The 25,561-nt window shown below is 65.6% G+C and carries 21 protein-coding genes; 12 read left to right on the plus strand and 9 right to left on the minus strand.

Features of this window, described 5'->3' with window-relative positions; translation table 11 throughout:
* The first annotated feature begins 16 nt into the window (after positions 1–16).
* Positions 17–2,188 (plus strand): glycoside hydrolase family 3 N-terminal domain-containing protein, encoded by a 2,172-nt coding sequence (locus F7R02_RS05265; protein WP_078588703.1) that lies wholly within the window; start codon positions 17–19, stop codon positions 2,186–2,188.
* A 140-nt stretch (positions 2,189–2,328) separates the two neighbouring features.
* On the opposite strand, the gene F7R02_RS05270 is transcribed toward F7R02_RS05265, so the two are convergent.
* Positions 2,329–3,507, minus strand: a complete 1,179-nt coding sequence (locus F7R02_RS05270) for a PQQ-dependent sugar dehydrogenase (RefSeq protein ID WP_005911488.1) — start codon at positions 3,505–3,507, stop codon at positions 2,329–2,331.
* A 182-nt stretch (positions 3,508–3,689) separates the two neighbouring features.
* On the opposite strand from F7R02_RS05270, the gene yiaA reads away from it, so the two are divergent.
* The gene (gene yiaA, locus F7R02_RS05275; protein ID WP_078588704.1) at positions 3,690–4,124 is read left to right on the plus strand and encodes an inner membrane protein YiaA; all 435 of its coding nucleotides are present in this window, start codon (positions 3,690–3,692) and stop codon (positions 4,122–4,124) included.
* 55 nt (positions 4,125–4,179) lie between these two features.
* On the opposite strand, the gene F7R02_RS05280 is transcribed toward yiaA, so the two are convergent.
* From F7R02_RS05280 to F7R02_RS05305, 6 genes are all read right to left on the minus strand, one after another.
* Positions 4,180–4,512 (minus strand): hypothetical protein, encoded by a 333-nt coding sequence (locus F7R02_RS05280; RefSeq protein ID WP_003484585.1) that lies wholly within the window; start codon positions 4,510–4,512, stop codon positions 4,180–4,182.
* A 176-nt stretch (positions 4,513–4,688) separates the two neighbouring features.
* Complete coding sequence (locus F7R02_RS05285; protein ID WP_078588706.1) at positions 4,689–5,186, minus strand: hypothetical protein; 498 nt, start codon at positions 5,184–5,186, stop codon at positions 4,689–4,691.
* Positions 5,187–5,409: 223 nt separating this feature from the next.
* On the minus strand, positions 5,410–6,726 hold the full coding sequence (locus tag F7R02_RS05290; RefSeq protein WP_078588707.1) for an APC family permease: 1,317 nt from the start codon (positions 6,724–6,726) through the stop codon (positions 5,410–5,412).
* Positions 6,723–7,499, minus strand: a complete 777-nt coding sequence (locus F7R02_RS05295; RefSeq protein WP_078566535.1) for a L,D-transpeptidase family protein — start codon at positions 7,497–7,499, stop codon at positions 6,723–6,725. Before F7R02_RS05295 ends, F7R02_RS05290 begins: the two co-directional genes overlap by 4 nt.
* Before the next feature lie 259 nt (positions 7,500–7,758).
* Positions 7,759–8,856 carry a dipeptide epimerase gene (locus tag F7R02_RS05300; RefSeq protein ID WP_078588709.1) on the minus strand — a complete coding sequence of 366 codons (1,098 nt, stop codon included), beginning with the start codon at positions 8,854–8,856 and terminating at the stop codon, positions 7,759–7,761.
* The gene (locus F7R02_RS05305; protein ID WP_078588710.1) at positions 8,853–10,265 is read right to left on the minus strand and encodes a C40 family peptidase; all 1,413 of its coding nucleotides are present in this window, start codon (positions 10,263–10,265) and stop codon (positions 8,853–8,855) included. The genes F7R02_RS05300 and F7R02_RS05305 overlap by 4 nt, the downstream gene beginning before the upstream one ends.
* A gap of 372 nt (positions 10,266–10,637) precedes the next feature.
* Between F7R02_RS05305 and F7R02_RS05310 the strand changes: the two genes are divergently transcribed.
* The 10 genes from F7R02_RS05310 (at position 10,638) to hglS (ending at position 18,732) form a co-directional block, all read left to right on the plus strand.
* The gene (locus F7R02_RS05310) at positions 10,638–11,444 is read left to right on the plus strand and encodes an N-acetylmuramoyl-L-alanine amidase (RefSeq protein WP_139370840.1); all 807 of its coding nucleotides are present in this window, start codon (positions 10,638–10,640) and stop codon (positions 11,442–11,444) included.
* Positions 11,445–11,535: 91 nt separating this feature from the next.
* Positions 11,536–12,282 (plus strand): M15 family metallopeptidase, encoded by a 747-nt coding sequence (locus tag F7R02_RS05315; RefSeq protein WP_003484565.1) that lies wholly within the window; start codon positions 11,536–11,538, stop codon positions 12,280–12,282.
* Positions 12,283–12,548: 266 nt separating this feature from the next.
* A complete protein-coding gene (locus F7R02_RS05320) occupies positions 12,549–12,746 on the plus strand; it encodes a CPXCG motif-containing cysteine-rich protein (RefSeq protein WP_003484563.1) in 198 nt (65 codons plus the stop codon).
* 222 nt (positions 12,747–12,968) lie between these two features.
* Positions 12,969–13,346, plus strand: coding sequence for a hypothetical protein (locus F7R02_RS05325; RefSeq protein ID WP_078588712.1), 378 nt, complete (start codon positions 12,969–12,971; stop codon positions 13,344–13,346).
* Between the two features lie 226 nt (positions 13,347–13,572).
* Entirely contained in the window at positions 13,573–13,926 is a 354-nt protein-coding gene (locus F7R02_RS05330; RefSeq protein WP_078588714.1) for an EF-hand domain-containing protein, read from the plus strand.
* A gap of 232 nt (positions 13,927–14,158) precedes the next feature.
* The gene (locus F7R02_RS05340; protein ID WP_033479829.1) at positions 14,159–14,560 is read left to right on the plus strand and encodes an EF-hand domain-containing protein; all 402 of its coding nucleotides are present in this window, start codon (positions 14,159–14,161) and stop codon (positions 14,558–14,560) included.
* A 37-nt stretch (positions 14,561–14,597) separates the two neighbouring features.
* The gene (locus tag F7R02_RS05345; RefSeq protein ID WP_003484555.1) at positions 14,598–15,350 is read left to right on the plus strand and encodes an HAD family hydrolase; all 753 of its coding nucleotides are present in this window, start codon (positions 14,598–14,600) and stop codon (positions 15,348–15,350) included.
* A gap of 366 nt (positions 15,351–15,716) precedes the next feature.
* Positions 15,717–16,289, plus strand: a complete 573-nt coding sequence (locus tag F7R02_RS05355) for a hypothetical protein (RefSeq protein WP_015463679.1) — start codon at positions 15,717–15,719, stop codon at positions 16,287–16,289.
* 294 nt (positions 16,290–16,583) lie between these two features.
* Complete coding sequence (locus tag F7R02_RS05360) at positions 16,584–17,201, plus strand: hypothetical protein (RefSeq protein WP_046830697.1); 618 nt, start codon at positions 16,584–16,586, stop codon at positions 17,199–17,201.
* Between the two features lie 163 nt (positions 17,202–17,364).
* Positions 17,365–18,732: a 2-oxoadipate dioxygenase/decarboxylase HglS gene (gene hglS / locus F7R02_RS05370; RefSeq protein WP_078588716.1), complete on the plus strand. Its 1,368-nt coding sequence runs from the start codon at positions 17,365–17,367 to the stop codon at positions 18,730–18,732.
* Between the two features lie 180 nt (positions 18,733–18,912).
* Here hglS and F7R02_RS05375 read toward each other — a convergent pair whose 3' ends face one another.
* Positions 18,913–22,053, minus strand: coding sequence for an efflux RND transporter permease subunit (locus F7R02_RS05375; protein WP_151210055.1), 3,141 nt, complete (start codon positions 22,051–22,053; stop codon positions 18,913–18,915).
* A 166-nt stretch (positions 22,054–22,219) separates the two neighbouring features.
* Complete coding sequence (locus F7R02_RS05380) at positions 22,220–25,468, minus strand: efflux RND transporter permease subunit (protein ID WP_167520972.1); 3,249 nt, start codon at positions 25,466–25,468, stop codon at positions 22,220–22,222.
* Between the last annotated feature and the right edge of the window lie 93 nt (positions 25,469–25,561).

Consider the following 25,561-nt stretch of genomic DNA (forward strand, 5'->3'; position numbering starts at 1 on the left):
TTTTCTCAAGGATCTCATGGCTGCTGATCGCATCGAAACCCTGATTGCCCGAATGACCGTCGAAGAGAAGGTCGGACAGTTGGGTGTGTTCGCCGACATGATGCGGCCGTTCGCGCCGGACGTGAATCCCGAGGCCAACGTGCTCAATGCCGACGAGGTGTTGCAGCAGGTGCGCTTGGGTCGGGTCGGCTCGCTGTTCAATGGCGTGGGCGCCGCCCTGGGCGTGCAGATCCAGAAAGTCGCCGTGGAAGAGAGTCGCCTGGGGATCCCCGTGATCCTGGCCGCCGACGTGATCCACGGCATGCGCACGGTGTTCCCGATCCCGCTGGGCGAGGCGGCCAGTTTCGAGCCGGCGTTGGCCGAGCGCACCGCGCGCGCCACCGCGATCGAGGCCACCGCTGCCGGCCTGCACTGGACCTACGCGCCGGCCGTGGACATCGCGCGCGACCAGCGCTGGGGCCGTGGCGCCGAGGGTGCCGGCGAAGACGTGATGCTGGGCGCGGCCTTTGCCGCTGCCCGTGTGCGCGGGTTCCAGGGCAGCGACCTGACCGCCCACGATTGCCTGCTGGCCACGCCCAAGCATTTCGCCGCCTATGGCGCAGTGGCGGCAGGCATGGAATACAACACCGTCGACATTGCGCCGCAGACGCTGCGCGATGTGCATTTGCCGCCGTTCAAGGCCGCCTTCGATGCCGGCGCATTGACCGTGATGTCGTCCTTCAACGACATCAACGGCGTACCGGCCAGCGCCAACCATGAGTTGCTGACCGAGATCCTGCGCGGGGAATGGCAGTTCCCCGGCGTGGTGATTTCCGATTACACCGCCGACATGGAATTGATCGCCCATGGCTATGCCGCCGACGAGCGCGACGCGACCAAGAAGGCCTTCCTGGCCGGGTTGGACCTGAGCATGCAAAGCGGCTTTTATGCCGCGCATCTGCCGTCGCTGGTGGAAAGCGGCGAGGTGCCGATGGCCACGTTGGATGCCAGCGTGCGGCGCATCCTGCAGCTGAAAGAAGCGATCGGGCTGTTCGACAATCCGTATCGCTCGCTGGACCCGGCGCGCGAAGCCGACACCACGCATCTGCCGTCGCACGATGCGCTGTCGCGCGACGCGGCGCGGCGTTCGATCGTGCTGCTGAAAAACGAAGGCGGCGTGTTGCCGCTGAAGAAGAGCGGCCAGCGCATCGCGTTGATCGGCCCGTTCGTGCAGGACCGCGAAAACATCGAGGGCTGCTGGACCCTGTTCGGCGACAAGGAACGCTACGTGACCCTGGAGCAGGGCGTGCGTGCGGTGGTCGGCACCGAAGATCTGAGCGTGGTGGCGGGCTGCGGACTGGAAGAGGCGCTGCCGGGCGGGATTTCCGCTGCGATCGATGCGGCGCAGGCGGCCGATGTGGTGGTGCTGGCGTTGGGCGAGCCGCAGCGTTTCAGTGGCGAGGCGCAATCGCGCACCGAGATCACCTTGCCGCCGGCGCAACAGGCACTGGCTGAAGCGATTGCAGCGACCGGCACCCCGATGGTGGTGTTGTTGCGCAATGGCCGCGCGCTGGCCTTGAGTGGCGCGGTGCGCGATGCCGACGCGATTGCCGTGACCTGGTACCTGGGCACGCAGACCGGTACCGGTGTGGCCGATGTGTTGTTCGGCGACTACAACCCGTCGGCGCGTCTGCCGATCAGCTTCCCGCAGGCGACCGGGCAGCAACCTTATTTCTATAACCATCTGCGCACCGGGCGCCCGGAATTGCCGACCCTGTCCGAGTACAAGGCGCGTTGGCGCGAGATGCCAAACGAGCCGTTGTATCCGTTCGGGCATGGCTTGAGCTACACCACGTTTGCGTATGCGCAGCCGCAGTTGAGCGCGGCGCAACTCGGCTGGGATGAGGCGCTGACCATCACCACGCGCGTCAGCAACACCGGCAAGGTCGCCGGCGAGGAAGTGGTACAGTTGTATGTGCACGATCGCGTGGCCAGTCGCGTGCGTCCGGTGCGCGAACTCAAGGGGTTTCGCAAGGTATTGCTGCAGCCCGGCGAGAGCCAGGACGTGGTGTTCACGCTGGAGCGCGATGCGCTGGCATTCACCAACCACAAGGGCGTCTTCGGTGCGGAGCCGGGTCTGTTCGATGTATGGGTGTGCGCGTCGGCCAAGAGCGGCGAGGCAATCACCTTCGAGCTGCTGGAACGCTGATAGAAGCGCGCTTGGCACACTTGGCTACAGCACGAAGCGCCCGCTGACGTCGTGGTCAAACGCGATGACGACTGTCCAATGTCGCCATCGCCCTTGCCGGTGCAGCGCATCGGATGCACCGGCTTATGCTGCGGAATCGATCAGGCGTCGTTTTCGACCGCGGCCTTGCTCTTGGGCGTGAGTTTCAGCAGACGCCCGGTACTGCCACTGGCTTCGTCTTCCAGTAGCCAGAGCGCGCCGTCCGGGCCTTGCTCCACTTCGCGGATGCGTGCGCCCATGTCGTAACGGGCCACTTCGCGCGGCTGGTCACCCAGCGACACCTGCACCAGCGCCATCGACGACAGCCCACCGATAAAGCCATTCCCGCGCCATGTCGGGAACTGCTTGCCGCTATAGATCACAAACCCTGCCGGCGAAATCACCGGCGTCCAGCTGATCTTGGGCGCGGCGAACTCCGGGCGCGTGTTGTGATCAGGGATCGGCGTGCCGTCATAGTTGTCGCCGTTGGAGACGATCGGGTAGCCGTAGTTGGCGCCACGCTGGATCAGGTTCAACTCATCACCGCCGAGCGGACCCATTTCGTGTTCCCACAGGCGGCCCTTGCTGTCGAAGGCCAGGCCAAGAATATTGCGATGGCCCAACGACCACACCTGCGCAGCAACGCCGCCTTGCGCAACGAACGGGTTGTCGGCCGGCACGCTGCCGTCGTCGTTGAGCCGGATCAGCTTGCCGAGGTTGGCTTTCATGTCCTGGGCAGGAGTGAACTTCTGCCGTTCGCTGGAGCTGATCCACAGCTTGCCATCGGGCCCGAACGCGAGCCGATGCCCGAAATGACCATTGCCGGTGACTTTGGGGTCCTGGCGCCAGATCACTTTCAGGTCCGAGAGCGTGCCGCCGCCGGTTGCATCCAGCGTGAGCTTGGCGCGCGCTACCGCAGCGCCGCGCGTGTCGCCTTCGCCCGGCTCGGCATAACTCAGGTAGACCAGCCCGTTCTTGGCGAAGCGCGGATGCGCCAGAACATCGCCGAAACCGCCTTGACCACCGTAGGCAACCGTCGGCACTCCGGTGACGGCGCTCTTGCGTTTGGTCTTAGTGTCCAGGCGCATCAAGGCACCGCGCTTTTCGCTGACCAGCAAGCTGCCATCGGGCAGGAAGGTCATTGCCCAGGGTTCGTCGAAATCGGCGACCGTGGTGGCCTGAAATGGCCACTGTGCTTTGGGGATGGAGGCCGCGGGGGCGGCTGCGGGCGCGGCAACTGCAGTGCCCGCAGTGAACAGGCTGGCCGAGCAGGCCAGGGCAAGCAGACGACGGACAGACATGGGGTCCTCCTGGGGATGGGCACGGTACGCTGCAGCCCTCCCGCAACGTGTCCCGCGTCGGGTTTTCAAGTACCTTACACGACGTCGCGAGGGTCGCCCTTGTTGCAGATCACTGTCTGCAAGACGCCCGCGTCTCACATCGTCGTATGTCGTGCATCGTTCCACCATGAAAAGGAGTTTCCATGGCCACGCAAAAAACCTCGCCTGCTTTTGTCGCCGCATCCTGGGCCGCATTATTGCTGGGCGGTGCGGCGTATCTGGTGGGTTTGTGGAATGCCCAGATGTTGCTCAACGAGAAGGGCTACTACTTCACGCTATTGTTGTTCGGTTTGTTCGCCTCTGTCTCGTTGCAGAAAAGCGTACGTGACCGCGCAGATGGAATTCCGGTGACCAGCTTGTACTATGCCATCTGCTGGTTTTCGCTGATTGTTGCGTTGGTGCTGCTGACCATCGGCTTGATCAATGCCACGCTGTTGCTGAGCGAGAAAGGATTTTACGCAATGGCCTATGCGCTGAGCCTGTTTGGTGCAGTTGCGGTACAAAAGAATACCCGCGATGCGATGGAGATCAGTGACGCATCGCGTAGTGCGCGCAACGTGCCGCCGGCACTGGACTGATACGCTAAAGATCGCGCGATGCAACAACGCCACCTTGACGGTGGCGTTGCCGTTTCTAGCGTTTATGCGTGTCGTCGCCAGTGACGAAATCGGCCGCGTTTTCCCAGGCGCGCTTGACTGCATGCCGCGCCTTGCTCCAACTCAGCGACGAGGTGCCGCGCTTGGCTTCCCAATCGCGATGCAACTCGGCTTCGACCTGATCGTAAGCGCGCGCGTTGTCGCGGATACGCGCTTCATGACCTGCGAGATAAGCACCTTCGTAGTCTTCGTAGCGATCGCCTTCGGTGTAATACGGCTCTTCGGTGAAGCGTTCGCGCCAATACGTCGATACGTTCTGGCTGCGGTCTTCGTCCGGCGCCCGGCCCGGAATCTGATACGGCACGTTCATGCGCGTCTCCGTGGTGGATGTGCGCATTACCCTAGGTCGCTTGCCGTTAATTTCATTGCCATGGCAGGTGAGGAGTACATCAACGCAGCAGGTTCGACACGGCGGCGTAGACCAGGCTTTTCAACGCGCGATCGCGACAGCGTTGCGCGGCATGGAGGGCGGTCTTGGATGGCGCTTCAGGTGGTCGCCGAGGCCGCTTCATACGGCAACGGGGTTGCACCGGCAGCCACCATGGCGGCCTCGGCCTCCTGCAGCGCCGGCTGCTCTGCATCGATAATCACCAGTACGCGCCCGGCCTGGATTTGCTCTTCGAACTGACGGCGTACCGGATCGGGCACCGTGGCGCCGATCAACGCCGACGACCAGCTACCGACCAGCGCGCCAGCCAGTGCCATGACGCCCGCGCCGGCCAAGGTCAGCCCGATCGGGGGTACTGCAATGGCGACCAGGCCAGCCACCAGGCCAGCCGCACCACCGGTGGCGGCGCCGCGCGCGGCAGCAGGGAGGAAGTCGGTTTTGACGTCCTTCCGTTCGTCTGGCACGTCCTGCAGCTCGATATCGGAGCGGGCGATCAACGACAGCTCATCGTTGTCGATGCCGGCACTGCGCGCGGCCTGCAGCACGCGCTGAGCGCTGTCGAGATCGGCGGTGCTGTAGACATGGCGAAGTTTCATCGCAAGCTCCCATGCAGATAGAAGCGCAGCGTTGAGTGCACGCGGTTAGGCGTGCGTGAGCGCTGCGCGAGCATGCCGCGAAATCGCAGGTCACCGCGCGGGGAGCGTCTCACTGTCCGATGCACGGGAACCTACACAAAACGATGCACGGGAACCTACACAAAACATGGTGTGGTGCGGGCATGCCGCTTCAAAGGCTGCTCAACAGCAGTTCGTTGTGCCCTCAGCCGCCTTCGACCCGCTTGCGCGGAAACAGATAAAACACCCAACTGACCAAAAGCGCCACGCCCGCTGCGGCCAGATTCTGCCAGCTGGCGCTGGCCAGCAGGCCCAGCGACAGCACCAAGGCGGCGATGGGGATGGCCGGTCCGCCGGGCAGGCGCAACGTGTCGGTGCGCTGCCGGTACCTGCGCGCCAGCACGATCACTGCCGCGGCGGTGCCGATGTAGGCGAACAGGCGGGTGACCATCGACAGTAACGCCAGCTGCGTAAACGATCCCGACAATGCCAATGCAAGCGACAACGCGCCCTGCGTGAGCACCGCCGCTGCGGGCGTGTGGAAGCGCGGATGCACGCGTGCCAGAAACGCAGGGCCATAGCCATCGCGCGCAAGCGCAAACAGAAAGCGGGGGCCGAGCATCACGGTGTTGCTGGTGGTGCCGAGGATGGAAATGGTGGCGCCCACGGTGAGGATCAGTGCCAACGCTTCGCCACCGAATCGGCTTGCGGCATCTGCCAGCGGCGTCGGCGAGGCCGCAAGGTTGGGCAGGGTGCCCTGCGCCACCACCTGCACCGCGGCGTAGATCAGGGTGACGGTGACGATCATGGTGATCAACGCAAATGGCACATCGCGCCGCGGGTTGCGGTATTCGCCAGCGGCTGCGGGAATGTTTTCGAAACCTGCGTAGGCGAACAGCAGCAGCAAGGCCGCTTCACCGAGATTGCCCAGGTCGCGCAGATCGGGCGCGGTGCCGGCAAACGCCCATGACCAATCGACATAGAACAGGCCGATCGCCACGAACAGCAACAACGGCACCAGCTTGCCGATCACCAGCGCGATGCCGGTACGCGCGGCCGATTTCACGCCGATCACGTTGATCGCGGTGAGCAGGCCCAGCGAGCCGACGACGACCAGCAAGCGCGCCCAGGTATCGGTGGCGGCGGTGGGCCAGAACCGCGCCACTGCGTCGGCCAGGCCATTGCTCAAGGCAGCCGCCGAACTGATGCGCGTGAGCCAGATCATCCAGCCAATCTGAAAACCGACGAACGGGCCGAATGCTTCGCGCGTGTAGAGGTAGCTGCCGCCCGGCGTATCGAAGTAGCTGCCCGCCTGCGCGTAGCACAGCACCAGCAAGGCGACCGCAAGGCCGGCCAGCATCACGGCCCACAGGCTCATCGGCCCGAGCAGCGCGGCGGTTGCGGCAGGCAGCAGATAGATGCCGCTGCCGATGACATCGTTGATCGACAGGCCGACGATCTGCCATCGGCTGACGACGCGGACCAAGCCTGTCGCGTCCGGCGCGGGCTGCGGTGTGCTCATGGCGCGTCCCCGGTCAGTGCGGGCAATTGCCATGCAGTGTGCAGGCGCGCGTATTCGGCGCGTGGCAACAGCACGAAAAGCGGGTGATCGTCCGGCTTCAGCCAGGCGAGCAAGCGTTGCATGTCGGCCGCCGCCATCGCGGTGCAGCCGGCGGTGAACTGGCCCGGGGTACGCCACACGTGCGCGAAGATGCAGCTGCCGCGTCCGGGAACGGCCCTGGGGTTGTGCGCGATGACGAAGCCCTCGCTGTAACGCGCATCGCCTGCGTGGCGCAGATCCAGACGCATCGGCTCGGTCGAGCCGGCAACGGCCGCCTCGCCCACTTGCGCGGCATCGACGATGCGGTTGTACAGCGGCGAGCTGGGCACATCCATGCAGTAATGGGTAGCGCTCATCGCCTGGTACGGCATCGCGCTGTCGATCTTCGACGCATAGCCGAACGCCGGGCCAAGGGCGAAGACGCCGGCAGGGCTGCGGCCATCGCCTTCGCGCTTTTGCGGGCCTTGCATCTGCGCAGGATGCAGGCCCTCGCCCCAGGCACTGCCATGCCGCCCGAGCGCGACGGCGAAGCTCTGGGCAGCCGGTTGCCATTTGCCATCCACACGGGTGAAGGTGCGCAGACGCGCCTGGGTGCTGTCCCAGTCCGCGGTGGTCACCACGATCAACGTGCGTGCATGGTTCAACGCATCGATCGGGCTGGCCGCGATGGCAAGACTGCTACAGCTTGTCAGCACCAGCAGCACAAAGGATCGAAACACGATGGCAAGGCGCATGCAGGCTCCGGGCAATGGTCGAGCGGGATGAGTCTAAAGGCGAGACACGGTTGTCTGGAAACGGCGCGCTACGGTGGTGCGTGACCGACGCCGCGTTGTCGCTACTGTACTCAGCAATGCTGTTGCGTGGTGCATGTGCGTGCCGCGCACCAGACAGGCGCGGCCCTTGCTCGGAATCGGCGAGTAACGCTGGTCACACCAACGTTACAGCGTGGTCTGCTTCCACTTGGGGGCTGTTCGCCGCCCGCGTCGGCCGCTCTCACGCCGGCAACAGCTCCAGCCCACGAATGCGGCGGATGCCCAGTCCCGGCGAATCGTCGATGTGGATCTGTGCCTCGTCGAACCGCACGCCGCCCTCGGTGGGGTCGAACTGCCCAAGCGCGGGCGCATCCAGATCGGCCAGGGTGATGCTGTCGGCCTTGGCCACCGCCAGATGCACCGCGGCGGCCACGCTGATGCTGGATTCGATCATGCAGCCGATCATGCATGGCAACCCGTACAACCCGGCGATGTCGGCGATGCGGATGGCATTGGACAGCCCGCCGGTCTTCATCAGTTTGATGTTGATGATGTCGGCGGCGCGACGCTGAATCAGCGCGATCACCTGCATGGGCGAGAAGACGCTCTCGTCGGCCATCACCGGCGTGTCGATGCATGCGGTAACGAAGGCGAGCCCGTCGAGGTCGGCGGCCTTGACCGGCTGCTCCAGCAGCTCCAGCGCGATGCCGCCATCTTCCAGCGTACGCATGGTGCGCACCGCTTGTTTGGGCGTCCAGCCTTGATTGGCATCCAGCCGCAGCGATGCGCACCCAGCGACTGCGGCATGAATTGCCGTGACGCGTTCGACATCCGACTCGATGTCCTTGCCGACCTTGATCTTCAGTGCGCGATAGCCGTGCGCGAGCGCCGCTTGCGCCTGCGCCACCATGGTGTCGATGGTATCGGCGCTGATGGTGATGTCGGTCGTGACGCGCGGCGTGCCGCCACCGAGCAACTGGTACAGCGGCGCACCAAAACCCTGCGCCCACAGATCGTACAGTGCGATTTCCACCGCGGCCTTGGCGCTGGTGTTGCGTTCGAGCGCGTGTTGAACGAGCCCGCATAGCCGGTTGAGATCGGCCACGTCCTGTCCAATCAGCTTGGGGCCGATGCAGTGTTCGATCGCGGCAACGATGCTGCCATGGGTATCGCCGGTGATGGGCGCGGTGGCGGGCGCGGCGCCGTACCCGATGTGGCCGCTGTCGGTTTGCAACAGCACCACCACGTCCTCGATTGCCTGCACCGTGCGCACGGCCGTCTTGAACGGTGTTTTCAGGGGCACGCGCACCATGCCAAGCCGGAAGCCGGTGATCTTCATAATGTGCCCGTTGGAAAAACCCTTTGAATGCGGGTGATGTGGTCGATGAATGCAGTGCCATCGCTGGTGAGCAAGGGCAGCAATGGGGTGACCGACACACCATTCAAACGCGCGCGCTGCACGCTGCCATCGGCCGCGCGGTAACTGGCCCCGGCCACGTCATGGATCACCCATGGCGCACCGCCTGCATGTCCGATCACCAGCATCACATGGCCTGGAATGTAGACCAGATCGCCAACCTGCAGCTGTGCGAGCTGTTGCAGGCGTTGCGCCAACGGTGCACCAGCGTCGAACGCGACACTGTGCAGCACCGTGCTGCGCGCCTGGTCGCCGGTATTGCGAGGCAGTGCGAGGCCGAGGCTGCGATAGACATCCAGCACGAAGCCGCTGCAATCGCGCGCATCGTAATCGTTGCCCCAGCCATAGCGTTCGCCAAGGAATTTGAAGGCCTGCCGGAGCAGTGCGGCGTCGGTGGCGGGCAAGGCGCCGATGCGCACATCGGCGCCGCGCGGCATCAATGCGGGCACCAGCTGCAGACGCCCATCTGCACTGCGCAGTGGCAGTTGCACCACGTAGGCCGCTAGCGGCAACTGTCCGTTGACTGGCTGCTGCGGCGACCAGTCGCCGAGCAAGGGCAGGCTGGTGCCCATATCCAGCGTCAGTGCAGAAATCGCCGGACTTTCGGGCGTGTAGGCGGTCTGCGCGCGGGCTGCGGTAACGATCAGGCGCGGGCCGCGTTGTGCGTAATTTAGCACCTCGGTGCGGCTGCCTTCGGCAAGCTGCGTGCTTGCGATCCAGGCAGCGTAATTGGCGGCGACCACGAACTTCCACGCCCCATCGGCGCTGCTGTGCAGGATCGCCACCGGTGTGCCGGGATACAGCGCCGATTCCTGGAAGCGGTCGATATCGCGGTCGTCGGTACTGGTAAACACACGCTGCGCGGTGGGGAAGGTACGCAATGCTCCACGTGTGACGACCAGCGCAAAGTGCAGTGGCACCTGTGCGGGTATCGCATCCAATGCCAAGGCCTTGCGCAATGGCGCCAAGCGTGCGGTATCCAGAAGCCGCCCATTTGCGTCGTAGAGCGGACGCGTCGGTATTGCCGATAACGCGTCGATGCGCGCTCTCACATCGGTTGCGGGCAGTGTCCGGGGAAGCTGCGCGATGTCGTGCATCGATGCATCGTCGCGCAGCAGGCGTGCATTGACGTCAGCGATCTGCGCGGGATTGATCCGCGGCAGCTGCGCGTTGCGGCTGCGCCGGATCCAATACTCCGGGGTGAGCTGCGCATCGCTGACGACGAAGGGCGATGCTTGCGCAACCGGCGTGGCAGCAAGCGCGGGGGCGGCACCGTAGGGCAAGGCGAGCGCGATCAGCAGCAACATCAGCAGGTGGCGCGACAGTGGCATGCAGGGCTCAGGAGGAAGGCAGCCGCTGGCGAGCTGCGAGGCAAGGCCGATAGTGGCATGCGGCGCAGAGCGTATCCATAGGTCCTGGCTGCGTAGCGACCACTGCCGGCAATGGACATTCGGGGGCGCGTTGGTAGCGGAGCGTGCAGCAAGTGAGTGAGGCTCTTTGCCGCAGCCGTGGACGCGCGAGTGGCCGTTACTGCCGTCACCGCAATGGCGATGCTTGCCAAGATGCGAGACACCGCCTACGCCCGACGACGGCAGCGCGCAGGGCACCGCGCTGCCGACGCTCCCACCTGCAGACGGCCGCGCAAGCACAACTCGGCGGATAATGCGACGGCGCAGGTCGTCCGGCCTTCCCAGGAGCAATCCATGCTGCCCAGCTGTCCTCTCTCGTCACCGGCCTGGCTGCGTACTGCCGTTTGCCTGGTCGCGCTGTCGCTGGGTGCCTGTGCGCACGCACCGCAGCGCAATCCGCTGGCGCAGTGGGTGCCATCGCCCAATTACGACACGCGGCGACCGATCCTGATCGTGTTGCACTTCACCGACCAGCATTCAGTCCGGCAAAGCCTGAGTACCCTGCGCGGCCGCAACAGCGGTGGTCGCGTCAGTGCGCACTACCTGATCGGCGAAGACGGGCAGCGCTACCAATTGGTCAGCGATGGGCAGCGCGCCTGGCACGGCGGGGCCGGTCGCTGGGGCACCATCACCGACATCAATTCGGCCTCGATCGGCATCGAACTGGACAACGACGGCAGCGAGCCGTTCGCGCCGGCGCAGATCGACAGCCTGCTGGTGTTGCTGGACGATCTGTGTCAACGCCTGCGTATCCCCCGCACGCAGATCGTTGGCCACGAAGACGTGGCCCCGACGCGCAAGAACGACCCTGGCCCGCTCTTCCCCTGGAAGCGCCTGGCCGACGCCGGTTTCGGCCGCTGGCCCGCTGCGGACGCGCCCGCAGCCCCGGAAGATTTCGACCCATGGCAGGCGCTTGCCCTGATCGGCTACAGCATCGACGATCCCGCCGCCACCCTGCAGGCGTTTCACCACCACTATCGCGGCAACAGCGCCACCACCCTGGATGCCGAAGACCTGCGCATCCTGTCTGCGTTGACCAACCACGCGAGACCTTCCAGCCTGCGGCCGGCGCTTGAGCCAACTGAAGGCGACAACCGCTAGGCCCACAGGGATCGCGCCATGCTGTAGGCGGTGGCGAAAGACGCGCGGCTTGATCTGCCGCGCAAACGCGGCATCTTGCAAGGGAACGGACATGACGGACAACCTGCTGTTTCGGAATGGGCGCTGCTGGCGGCAATGTGTTGTGCAAGGCGTTTTGCTGATGAGCGCCGTGGCGCCATTTGCACTGGTCGCCGGCGAGGTGCATGTGTCCTCGGCAAGGACCGCTGCAGAGGCCGGCCTTGTGGACGTGCACGCCCTCGCGCCGGACATCGCCTTGGACATGCGGTATGCAAGCAGCAACAACTTCACCGGACGGGTGGTGCCGGGGTATGACGCGCCGCGGTGTTACCTGTTGCGGCCGGCTGCCGACGCATTGGCACGGGTGGCGCAGACGCTCAAGGCCGACGGCTATCGGCTACAGGTGTTCGATTGCTATCGGCCGGTGCGGTCGGTGAACGCGTTCGTCACCTGGGCTGCGGATCTGCAGGATCAGGCGACCAAGCCGCAGTACTACCCGCGGGTGGCCAAGCGCGCACTGCTGGGCGATTACATTGCGCCCACCTCCGGGCACAGCCGTGGCGCGACGCTGGACCTGGGCTTGCTGGAGTGCCGGCCTGCCGGGTGCCGTGCAGTGGACATGGGCACAGGATTCGATTTCTTCGATGCGCGGGCGCACACCGACGCGCCCGACATCAGCGCAGCGCAACGCGCGCACCGCCAGCGCCTGTTGCGGGCGATGGCGGCCGAAGGATTTGCCAACTATCCGATGGAATGGTGGCATTTCACGTTTCGTCCCGAACCCACGCCCGAGACGGCCTACGATGTTCCGGTGGACTAACAGCGGTCGGGCAACACGCTCTTCGTCGCTGATCGATCCGGTGCTGCTCGCGATCGGTTGGCCGCTTGCAAGACGCGTGGATGCGACACGCAAGCAGCTAGTGTGGATGCAGTGCATCGTGTCGACGTCAGGCGCTCGCTCGCCTCACCAGCAACGGCGCAAGCATCAGCGCAGGGCCAGTCGTACACTCCGATGCCCGCCAGCAGCACCGGCCGGCGTCGCCCGCCACGTCCGGTCACTCGCCTCGACAGATCCAAGGAACCGCCATGTCCGACCCGGAACGCTTTGTCGATATCGCCTGCCCGTACTGCGGGGAGTGGATCACGCTGGCGCTGGATCTGACGGGCGGCGACCAGCATTACATCGAAGATTGCCAGGTCTGCTGCAAGCCGATTGCGGTGAGCGTGCGCTGGGACGAAGAAGGCGAAGCGCAGGTGAGTGCGCGCGGTCAGGACGACGCCTGAGCCATTGTGCGGGCCGCCGCATCTGGCCCGCTTGGGTTGCGATGCGCGACAGTAGCGCGCCCGACAGCGTCCGGATGCCGGCAATCGCCTGCCATCTGCAGGTCGCCACGGCTGCCACCGGCCTGGCAGTCTCCAATTCGTTCAGGGCGCCTGCATCGTGAGGCGCGCGGATCCAGGCGCTGCAGCCGCTAGACTGGTGCGCCTGCTGCCTGGATCGTCACAATGAATTTGCCCCTGCATTTCGGCCTGCTCGGTTCACTGGAGGCCGGGCTGATTGCGCTCATCCTGGGCGTGGTGGTCTTTGCGGCGGTGGAGCGGGGCGGGCGGCGGTTGCAGTTCAACCATGGGCACACGCTGGGCATTGCGTGTCTGCTGGCCGTGGCCATCGGTGCCGGATACGACATCTGGCATCTCGTTTACACCAGCATCGTGCGACTGGAATCGCCGCTGTATGCGCGCCTGGCGCTGGCCAGGATCCACGACCCCAACGAACTGGGCTCGCGCGTGGTGCTGGAAGTGGCCGGCGGGCTCGCGGGCGTGGTGCTGGGTTGGCAACTGTTCAGTTCCGGGGGTTGGGAGAACGACCCGCCGAGTGCCTGAGCGTGCGGCATAAAGTGCGGGGCGGGTCGCACATTTTCATGCATTGAATGAGGTGCTTCGGTTTGACTCACTCGTGCCTAACAGGCGGTTAGCCGCAAACATTCAGGCTGTGGTTAAAAGACTGTTTTGCGCGAAATTGCGCCGGGTTGGGCGTTCATTTGCGATGGGTAGGGTGGTGCCATGTGCGGCGACACCGCGCATTCCCAAGCATAAGGAGACCACCCTAATGAAGAATCGCAACCGCACCTCGCTGCTCGCCGCTACCGCCGCTCTTGCTGCCGCCTTGGCGCTGCCGGCGATGGCGCAAAGCACCTCTCAGGACGCCGCGGCGCAGTCGAGCAGTTCGGCCACCGCGGCACAGTCGAGCGGTGCAAGCTCCGGTGGCGGCCAGACCTGGGCCAGCGTGGATACCGATAGCGATGGCGCCATCAGCAAGCAGGAAGCGCAGGTCAACGCCGGCCTTGCGCAGATCTTCGATCAGGCCGACGGCAACACCGATGGCAAGCTGACCCCTGATGAGTACAAGGCGTTCGTCGCCAAGCAGCAGGGTGGCGGTGCCACCGGTTCGCAGGGCAACTAAGCAAGGGTCAGGCACCTTTGAGGTTTTAAGAGTGACGCATGCAGAGCGCTGGCATACAGCCCCGTCAGCGCTCTGCGACAAGCACTAACCAGCATTAGCAACAGGATGGACACGCGGGAGCGATCTGCCAGGGTCGCTCCCGTTTTGTTGACGTCTGCCGCGTTAGGGTGAGCCGTTCCACGTCGGGCGCTCATCCATCATGTTGCACTTACGTCTTGCACTTCTGCTCGGGTTGGCGAACCCCGTGTCTGCGCTCGCCGCGCCGCCGGAGCTGCCACGCGCCACCCCGACGGCGTCGGTGCCGGCGAGCGCTGGCAACACCACACCGGCGATGTCGCCGTTGCCGATCGATCCGCCGGCTCCGGCCACCACGCCCTTGCTGCCGACGGCACCCGGGCCCGCCAGGTCCACGAGCGGTGCCGAGGCATCCGCTGCCGTCGCCGGCAGCCTGGCACCGCGCAGTTTCCGTAGCCTGGATACAGACGCCGACGGATCGCTGACGCTTGCCGAAGCAAGCGCCGACCCGGTGTTGCGCGAAAACTTCTCCAGCTTCGACAGCAACGGCGACGGGCGCCTGTCGCGCGAGGAATTCGCCAGCTATCAACCTGGCCCGGGCGATGCCGCAGGCGATTGAGCACGGCGCCATACCGGTGCGCTGCTAAACTTGCCCCATGAGCTCACTTGCACAGCGCGACGGCCAGGCGATCCAACTGGTCGGCTTCGATGGCGACGATACCCTCTGGAAAAGCGAGGACTATTACCGCACTGCCGAAGCGGATTTCGAAGCGATCCTGGCCGGGTACCTGGATCTGGGCGACAGCCGCATGCAGCAGCATCTGCTGGCGGTGGAGCGGCGCAACCTCAAGGTCTTCGGGTATGGCGCCAAGGGCATGACGCTGTCGATGATCGAAACCGCGATCGAACTGACCCAGGCGCGCATTGCCGCGCACGATATCCAGCGCATCGTCGAGATCGGCCGTGCCACGCTGCAGCATCCGGTGGAAGTGATTGCCGGCGTACGCGAGGCAGTCGGTGCGATTGCCGCCGATTATCAGGTGGTGCTGATCACCAAGGGCGACCTGTTTCACCAGGAGCAGAAGATCGAGCAATCTGGCCTGGCCGATCTGTTCCCGCGCGTGGAAGTGGTGTCCGAAAAGGATCCCCGGACCTATGCGCGCGTGCTCGGCGAATTCGGTTTGCCGGCGCAGCAGTTTGCAATGATCGGCAATTCGCTGCGTTCGGATGTGGAACCGGTGCTGGCCATCGGTGGTTGGGGCATTTACACCCCGTACGCGGTGACCTGGGCGCACGAACAGGAGCACGGTGTCGCTGCCGACGAACCGCGCATGCGCGAAGTGCCCGACGCCGCCGGCTGGCCGGCAGCGGTGCAGGCGCTGGAAGCGTTGGCGCGGCGGCAGGGCTAGAGCGTGTCATGTACGTTGAGGTGAGTGCGAAGCGTCCTGTGGCGCGTCGAGACAAGGCGTGCGCTGCGGCCCAGGCTGGCCCGCCTGGGCAGGGCGCGCAACGCGGTCTCGGCGCGCCACAGCGCGCTTCCCGGAGGGTGGGCGGCCAGCGGCACGGAGCGGGCGCCGCGCAGCACCCGCTCCGCACCGCTGGCGGCCAACGCATTTCATCTCAACGTGCATAACACGCTCTAAGCTGTGCCGGGGCGCCGCGGGCTGGCGACACGGATCTGGCTCGATGCGTCACATGCGGGCGCTGCATGGCGCCCAACGACAGGATGTTTACGGCCGTGCATGTGTGCATGGCCGAGCTTGGAGCGAGTGCCGATGACCATGTTGTCCATGACCCAGCGCGCCAGCCTGGCCTTGTTGCTCTTGCTGCTGATCGGTGCCGTGCCACTGGCCGCCGCCGAGCTGGAAGAAGAAATCATCCATCCGAGCGAAGTCATCTTTCGCAACGGGCAGCCTTACTACGACGACGGTGGCGACTACATCCGCCTGCAGACCCGTCAGGTGGATGGCGAGCCGGTGTATTTTCGCACCGTGCGCTTCGATCGCGAGCAGGGCTACGTGGATGCGCAGGGCGAGAGTGTCGCCAGGTTGCAGGCTCGACCGAGCGATCGCGATCGCGGCGCCGGGTTTGTCGGCGCCGGGTACGACGAGCGGTATGTGGGCGATGGCGGATATCGGGCTGTTGGTGGCCCACTTCGCCTTGGCGCTTCGCGCAATCGCCCCTACGGCCAGATTTACTATGGAAATGGTCTCTATGGTCCGGATCCGTACAGCAGTCCGCACAACCGCGACGCGCGCCAGCGTGACATCGGTCCTGGCTACATCGGCTCCTGCGATCTGAGCGGTTGCCACGAGGTCCACCAGTTCGGGTTTTACGACCTGCGTTAGGAGTCAGGGGATGGCCCGCGCCATCCACCGGACGTATCGTGCGGCATCGCCGTGCAGCTCGCAGTGTCCGATCTTTCCCCTAACCTTCGATTGCGCGCCGTTGCCGATCAGCACCGCAAGGGCTGGTCGGAATCAGAGCGCACTGGGCCGCTGCGGCCTACGCGCTCATCTGTGCCCGATAACGCACCTAGGGCTCCGGTGCGCTTCCTCGCCAGGCGTGGGTCGTTGAAAAGCGTAGTGCCTGGCGCCCGGCAGCGGCGCTTGATCCGGCGTCCGCCTGACAGCACCGCACGCATGCGGCATCATCGCTGCATGCCCGTATCCCGCTCATCCGTGTTGCGCTCCGTGTCATTGCTGGTGGCATCGCTGTGGCCGGCGCTGGGCGCCGCGCAGGCGCCGCCGGCATCGGCGACCGCAGCTGCAACGGAAGAGGCGGCGCCTGCGGTGACGCCAGGCACCGGCGACGCCTGGGTGGATCAGCACCTGGCCGATATGGGCAGTTATGCGCAGCGCTATCCGGCCAGCTTCATCGACGAGGTGGCACGCTATACCGGCACGCCGCGCGCATACGTGCAGGCGCTGCTGCAAGTGCACGGCTGGCATGCCGGGGATATCTATTTCGCGTGCTTCTGGGCGCAGACCGTGCAGCTGTCGTGCCGCGACACCGTACGCGCCTACAGCCGCGACCATCGCGATGGCTGGGAGGGTGTGGTCACGCGGCTGTCGGTGGCACCGGACAACCTGCACATGCGCGCACTGCGGCATGCCATCGTCGCCAGCTACGACCGCTGGGAACGTCCGATCACCCTGGACGCATTGCTGCGGCGTCAGCTCGGCGATCATGCGCAGCGCCTGGAAGCGGCGCGCCAGGCGAGCGAAGCGGCCGAAGCGGCGGCGCAGGCCGGGCTCTGACGCGGTCGCTGTGGCGTTGCGCTATGCACTTCCCGGCATGGCGCGGCCGTCTGCGTACTAACGCGTCGCCTGCGATGCTGCCGTGCCGCTGGTCGACGCAGGGCGCGGTCGGCGAGAATGCGGTACCGCTGGCGTTCGGCCGGCACCTGCCCAAGACCAGCCCATGCGCGATACCGCCTTTATCTCTCCCGATCAGATCCGCAGCTGGTTCGCCCAGGCGATGTCGGACATGTATCGCACCGAGGTGCCGTTGTATGGCGATCTGATGTCGCTGGTGGCGCAGGTCAACGCACAGACGCTGCAAGCCAATCCGGCGCTGGCGCAGCGGCTGCAGCGCAACGACGAGCGCGCGCGGCTGGATCTGGAACGGCACGGCGCCATCCGCGTCGGCACGGCGGCCGAACTGGCCACCTTGCGCCGGTTGTTCGCAGTGATGGGCATGCAGCCGGTGGGCTATTACGACCTGTCGGTGGCCGGCGTGCCGGTGCATTCCACCGCGTTCCGCCCGATCGATGAGGCGGCGCTGTCGGCAAATCCGTTTCGCGTGTTCACCTCGCTGCTGCGGCTGGAACTGATCGAAGACGCCGCCCTGCGCGAACAGGCACAGCAGATCCTGCAGCAGCGACAGATCTTTACCGCCGGCGCCTTGCAGTTGATCGAGCGCTACGAACAGCAGGGCGGGCTGGATGCCGACCAGGCACGGCAGTTCGTGGCCGAAACGCTGGAAACCTTCCGCTGGCATGGCGATGCCACGGTGTCGTTGCCGACCTATCGCGCGCTGAGCCAGGCGCATAAGTTGATTGCCGATGTGGTGAGCTTCCACGGCCCGCACATCAATCACCTCACGCCACGCACGTTGGACATCGATGCGGCGCAGGAACAGATGCAGCGCGCCGGCATCGATGCCAAGGCGGTGATCGAGGGGCCGCCGCGTCGGCGCGTGCCGATCCTGTTGCGGCAGACCAGTTTCAAGGCGCTGGAAGAGCCGGTGCGTTTTGTCGGCGATGACGGGCAACCGGAACACGGCACGCATACCGCACGCTTTGGCGAGATCGAGCAGCGCGGCCTTGCCCTCACGCCAAAGGGCCGCGCGTTGTACGACGCGCTGCTGGCGCAGGCGCGCGATGCCGATGTCGCCGGCAGCACCGGCACCGATTACGCCACCCGGCTGCAGACTGCCTTCGTGGCCTTCCCCGACGACGAGGCGTTGCTGCGGCAGGAAGGGCTGGGCTATTTCCGCTATGCGCTCACCGACGCCGGCCGCGCCGATCCCGCGCAGGTGGCCGCCATGCCGGCAGAAACCGCGATCGCGCTCGGCTTGGTCAGTGCCGACCCGATCATCTACGAAGATTTTTTGCCGGTCAGCGCGGCCGGCATCTTCCAGTCCAACCTCGGTGGTGCCGAGCAACGCGCCTATGCCGCCCATTCGAGCAGGCGCAGTTTCGAGCAGGCGCTCGGTGCGCCGGTGCACGACGAATTCGCGCTGTATGCGCAGTTGGAGCGGGAGTCCCTGCAGGGGTTGCTGGCGTAGCACGCGCCGCATGCGGCGGCGTCGGCGGTATCAAGTGGGGCTCAGCGCGTGCGTATGTGCTTGCTTTACGCAGGTGTCGTCGCACCACGGCATGGGTCGACACGCAGACGAACTCCTGCGTGTTTCCGGTTGCTTCACCGAGGCTGCGCTGCCGGGCTGGGCGGTCAGTCGACGCAAACCTCAGTGCGCTTGGGCGGCCGGGCGACGCGCCGCTGCGCGTTCTGCACGGCGTGCCCGCGCGCGGGCGCGACGCGCCTTCCAGCGCTCGCTCAGGCACGAGAAGATCACGTATAGCGCCGGCGTGCTGAGCAGGGTCAGGCTCTGCGAGAACACCAGCCCGCCGATCATCGCGATACCCAGAGGGCGACGCAGCTCCGAGCCCTCGCCCAGGCCCACCGCCAGCGGCACGGCGGCAAGGATCGCCACCATCGTGGTCATCATGATCGGGCGGAAGCGCACGATCGAGGCCTCGCGTGCGGCTGCGCGCGCATCCATGCCATGCACGCGCTGCGCCACCAACGCGAAGTCGATCATCATGATGGCGTTTTTCTTGACGATGCCGATCAGCAGCACCAGCGCGATCATCGAGATCACCAACAGTTCGGTGTTGGTGATGAACAACGCCAGCAGCGCGCCCACGCCGGCGGCCGGCAAGGTGGACAGGATGGTCACCGGATGGATCAGGCTCTCGTAGAGCATGCCCAGCACGATGTAGACGGTGAGCACCGCGGCCAGCAGCAGGATGCCCATCGAATTGGGACTGAGCTGCACGTTGAAGCTGTCGTCGCCACTGAGGCGGATGCCGTCGGGCATGCGCAGGCCCTCCACGGTGGATTTGATGATCAAGTCCGCCTCGCCCGTGCTGACGCCCGGTGCCAGGTTGTAGCTCAGCTCCATCGTGGTGTACTGGTTTTCGTGGATGATCTGCGGCGGCGCCAGGCCCGGTGCCTGGGTGGCGACCGCGGTGATCGGCACCATCTGGCCGGCACGGTTGGGCACGAAGATCTGATCCAGCGCCTTGGGGGTGGCTGTCTGCGAGGGCAGTGCATTGACCACCACGCTGTACTGATTGAGATCGGAATAGATGGTGGAAATCGAGCGCTGGCCGAACGCGCCATACAGCGCACCATCGATGGCGCCCACCGAGATGCCCAGGCGCGCCGCCTTGGCGCGGTCGATCACGATGTTCTGGCGCAGGCCGGCGGTATCCACGTCGGTACCGACATCGCGCAGGTGCGGGTTCTTTTTCAGCGCAGCCTGCAGTTTGGGAAGCCATTCCTGCAGCTGCGCCAGGTCGTTGCCCTGCAGCGACACGCGGTATTGCGCGCCCTGGCTGGTGCCGCCGCCGCCATCGCTGGGCAGGTCCTGGATCGCCCGCAGGCGCAAGTCCAGGTCCGGGTAACGGTCGGCCTTGGCGCTCAGGTGCGCGACCACTTCGGCGGTGGTGTCCCGACGGCCCTCATCGCGCTTTTTGAGCTCGATATTGAACGATGCGCTGGAGCCCTGACGGCCGGAGCCCAGGCGTGCGCCGACGGTTTTCACCGCCGGGTCGGCCATCAGCATGTCGGTGATGCGGCGCTGGCGGCTGACCATGTCGGCAAACGACACCGTGGCGCTGGAATTGGCGCGGCCCCAGATCAGGCCGGTGTCCTGCGCGGGGAACGAGCCCTTCTTGACCGCACTGCCCAGAAAGATGGTGGCGGCGATCAGCAACAACGGCGTCAACGACAGCAGGAGTGCATGGCGCAGCGAGAAATCCAGCGCCACCGTGTACGCGCGCAGCATGCGTTCGTGCATGCGGTCCAGCCAGGCGCCGAAACGGCCGGGTGTTTCAGGCTCGGCGTGCGGCGACAGGAAACGACTGCACAGCGCCGGCGTCAAGGTCAGCGAGACCAGCATCGACACCACGATCGCCGCCACCAACGTCACGGTGAACTCGCGGAAGAACGCACCGATCATGCCGCTGGCGAACAGCATCGGGATGAACACCGCCACCAGCGAGGCGGTGATCGACACGATGGTGAACCCGATCTCGCGCGCACCGGCCAACGCCGCGTCCAGGCGCGACATGCCTTCGTCCAGATGGCGCATGACGTTTTCGATCACCACGATCGCATCGTCGACCACGAAGCCAATCGCAATGACCAACGCCAGCAGGCTGAGGTTGTTCAAGGTGAAGCCGAGCACGTACATCACCAGCGCCGAGCCGGCCAGCGACAACGGCACGGTGACAGCGGCGATCAGGGTGGGCGCGAGCCGGCGCAGGAACAGCGCCATGGTCAGGATCACCATCGCCAGGCTGATCATCAGCGTGGCCTGCACCTCGTGCAGCGAGGCGCGAATGGTGGGCGTGCGGTCGAAGTAGGGCGTGAGCGTGGTGCCGGGCTGCAGATAGCTACGCAGTTCGGGAATCTGCGCCTTCACCTGGTCGACGGTCTCGACGATGTTGGCGCCGGCGCGGGTGAAGGCGTACATCACCACCGCCGGTTTGCCGTCGAACCAGGCGGCTTGATAGGCATCCTGCTGGCCGTCGTAAACGGTGGCCACATCGCCCAGGCGCACGATGCGCCCGTTGGACTGGGTGGAGATCGCCAGCTGCGCAAAATCGGCGGCCTTGGACACCGAATCGTTGGAGATGATGGCCATGGTGGTGTTGCCGTCGGACAGGAATCCGGTCGGCGAGGTCACATTGGCCGCGCGCACCGCATTGCGCAGATCGTCCGGTGTCAGGCCCAGCGCGTTGAGTGCGCGCAGGTCCACGTCCACGCGTACTGCCGGGGTGGACGCACCGGCGATGTCCACCGAGCTGATGCCGGTGATCTGGCGCAGCCGCTGCGCCAGCAGCGAATCGGCCACGTTGTAGAGCTCATCGGCCGATTGCGTCTCCGAGGTCAACGCGATGGCGATCACCGGGTCGTCGTTCGGGTTGGCCTTGGAGTACATCGGCGTTCCTAGCCCGGAGGGCAGGTCCGATTGCGATGCGTTGATCGCGGTCTGGATGTCCTGCGCGGCCGAATCGATGTTGCGGCTGCTCTGGAACACCAGTACGACCAGGCTGCTGCTCTCCGAGCTGGACGAGCGCATGCGGTCGATCCCGGGCAACTGGCCCAGGTGACGTTCCAGCGGCGCGGTGACGGTGGAGGCCATGGTGCTGGCGTCGGCACCGGATTGGGTGGCGTGCACGAAGATGATCGGAATCTGGATGTTCGGCAGCGCTGCCACGCCCAGCCGCAGGTAGCACATCAATCCGATCACGAACAAACCGATCGCCAGCAGCGAGGTGCCGATCGGGCGCTTGATGAAGGGCGCGGAGATGTTCATGGGGTGACTGCCGGGAATCGGGAATCGGGATTCGGGAACTGGGATTCGGGAATCGGGAATCGGTAAGGGCCAGAACCAAAGCCGAAGCCAAGGCGGCTACCCCGCGTGTGCGCGAGCGGGCGATGCCGCGGGCCAGTAGACCGATCAGCGATGCCGCTACCGGTCCTCATGCCGGGCGCTCCGAGGTCGGCGCCGGGTTGATGCCGTCACGGCGTGCCGCCCGCCGCGCCCGCCATGCGCGCAGGCGCTCGCCGGCGCGTTCCATGTACAGATAAATCACCGGGGTGGTGTACAGCGTGACCAGCTGCGATAGCAGCAGGCCGCCGACGATCGCAATGCCCAGCGGGCGGCGCAGTTCCGAGCCGATGCCGGTGCCCAGCGCCAGCGGCAACGCGCCCAGCATGGCGGCAGCGGTGGTCATCATGATCGGGCGGAAGCGCAGCAGGCAGGCGCGCCGGATCGCATCGTGCGCAGTCGCCCCCTCGCGGCGTGCGTCGATGGCGAAGTCGATCATCATGATGGCGTTCTTCTTGACGATGCCGATCAGCAGCACGATGCCGACGATGCCGTCCACCGACAGGCTCAGCCCGCACATCATCAGCGCCAGCAACGCACCGACACCGGCCGGCGGCAACGTGGAGATGATGGTCAACGGGTGGATGTAGCTTTCGTACAACACGCCCAGCACGATGTAGATCACCACGATCGAGGCCAGCAGCAGCCACACGATGTCGGTCTGGCTGCCGGTGAATTCGGCGGCCTTGCCGACGAACTGCGCATGCACCTGGGTCGGGATCTTGAGTTCTTCGCGCGCCTTCTCGATCGCCGCCACTGCCTGCGACAACGAATGCCCCGGCGCCAGGTTGAACGAGATGGTGATGGCCGGCAGCTGCTGCTGGTGGCTCACCACCAACGGTGTGTTGGTGACCTTGGCCTCGGCCAGCGCGGCCAGCGGAATGATGCTGCCGGCACCGACCACGATGCCGGTGTTCTGCGCGCCTACGCCGGTGGCAGTGGACGAGTTGGACGAGGTGACCTGGCCGAAGCTGGTGGCGTTGGTGCCGGTGAGCGCGCCGCTGCCGTTGCTGGCCACCGCCAGCTGGTTCATCAAGGCGGTGCTGGTGCGGAATTCCGGCGCAACTTCCAGCACGACGCGGTACTGATTGAGCTCGGTGAAGATGGTGGAGATCTGGCGCTGGCCGAAGGAGTCGTACAGCGTGTCGTCGATGGTCTGCATCGGCACGCCGAGCATGCTGGCCTTGTCGCGGTCGATGCTCAGTTCCAGCGCACGCCCCTGGTCGGCCAGGTTGTTGTCCACGTCCGCCAGCTCGGGCAACTTGCGCATTGCCTCGGTCATGCGCCCGGCCCAGGTGGCCAGCTCGCTGCTGTCCACGTCCGAGATCGAATACTGGTATTCGGTCGCGGCCACCCGCGTGTCCAGGGTGACGTCCTGCACCGGCTTGAGGAACAAGGCCACGCCCGGAATGCCGGCCACTGCGTTCTGCAGGCGCGGCAGCACCTCGTCCAGGCCCTCGCGGTCGCCGCGCGTCTTCAGCACGATCGACAGCTGGCCCTGGTTGAGCGTGGGGTTCATGGTGCCGGCGCCGATGAAGGCTGCCACGCCGGTCACCGCCGGGTCCTTGCGCAACGCGGCGGCCACCGTCTGGGTGCGTTGCTCCATCTGCGGGAACGCCACGTTCTGATCGGCCTGCACCACGCCGGTGATCAGGCCGGTGTCCTGCTCGGGCAGCAAGCCCTTGGGAATGGCCACATACAGCACCACCGTCAACGCCACCGCACCGATCGCCACGGCCAGGGTCAGCGGTTGGTGGGCAAGCACCCAGTCCAGGCTGCGCTCATAGGTGCCCACGGTGCGCGTCCACAGGTTGGTCTTGCCGGCCGCGCTCGCGCGCTCGTGCGCGTCTTCGCCTTCGGGCAAGGCATCGGGCTTGAGCAGGTAGGCGCACATCATCGGCGTCAACGTCAGCGACACCAGCATCGAGATGACCACCGCAATCGACAGCACCCACGCAAACTCGTGGAATAACCGACCGGTGACGCCCGGCATCAACAGCAGCGGCAGGAACACCGCCACCAGCGACACGGTCAGCGACAACACGGTGAAGCCGATCTGCTTGGCGCCGATTTCGGCCGCTTCCGGCCCGCTCTTGCCCTGTTCGATGTAGCGCACGATGTTCTCGATCATCACGATCGCATCGTCGACCACGAACCCGGTCGCCACCACCAGCGCCATCAAGGAGAGGTTGTCCAGCGACATGCCGGCGAAGGCCATCACCCCGAAGGTGCCGGCCAGCGACAACGGCACCGCCACCGAGGGAATGATGGTGGCCCACAGCCGGCGCAGGAACACGAAGATCACCGCCACCACCAGCGCGATGGTCAGCACCAGGGTGAACTTCACCTCATGTACCGAGGCGCGGATGGTTTCGGTGCGGTCGGAGAACACCTCCAGATGCACATCGGCCGGCAACACCGATCGCAGCTGCGGCAGGATGTTGCGGATCTGCTCCACCGTCTGCACGATGTTGGCGCCGGGCTGGCGGCGGATCTCCAGCAGCACCGCCTGTTTGCCGTCGGCCCAGGCGGCAAGCTGATCGTTCTCCACCCCATCGACCACGTTGGCCACGTCGGCAAGCCGCACCGGGCGGCCGTCCTTGTAGCTGATGATGGTCTCGCGGTACTGCGCCGCGTCGGTGAGCTGGTCGTTGGTGCCGATACTGTAGGACTGGGTCTTGCCGTTGAGCGAGCCCTTGGGCGCACTGACGTTGGTCTGGGTCAGCGCGCTGCGCAGCGACTCCATGGTCAGGCCCATGTTCGACAGCTGCGCCGGGTTGACCTGGATGCGCACGGCAGGGCGCACGTTGCCGGCGATCGACACCAGGCCCACACCCGGCACCTGCGACAGGCGCTGGGCCAGGATCGCATCCGCATAGCGGTTGACCTCGCGCAGCGGCAGCGAATCGGAGGTGAGCTTGAGCGTGAGAATCGCCGCATCGGCCGGATTGACCCGGTTATAGACCGGTTGGTACGGCAGCGAAGAGGGCAGGGTGGCCTGGCGGATCGCCGCCTGCACGTCCTGCGAGGCGATATCGATATCGCGCTCCATCGAGAACTGCAGAATGATCGTGGACAGGCCCGCCGACGAATCGGAGGTCATCATCTGCAGGCCGGAAATCTGCCCGAACTGGCGCTCCAGCGGCGTGGTCACCAGCGAGGCCATGGTGGTCGCATTGGCGCCGGGGTACTGGGTGGTGACGACCAGGCTGGGCGCGTCGATTTCCGGCAATGCCGAGACCGGCAATTGACGGTAGCCCAGGATGCCCAGCAGCAGGACGCCGGCCATCAACAACGAAGTGGCGATCGGGCGGCGGATGAAGATGGTCGAAAAGCCCACGGGGGGTGTCCTTGCTGAAGACGTCAGGCGAAGCCGGCGCATGCAGCGCCGGCGCACATCGGCGACGGAGGTTCCGTCGCCGATGGTCGAGAA

The sequence above is a fragment of the Xanthomonas cissicola genome (assembly GCF_008801575.1).
Taxonomy (GTDB): Bacteria; Pseudomonadota; Gammaproteobacteria; order Xanthomonadales; family Xanthomonadaceae; genus Xanthomonas; species Xanthomonas cissicola.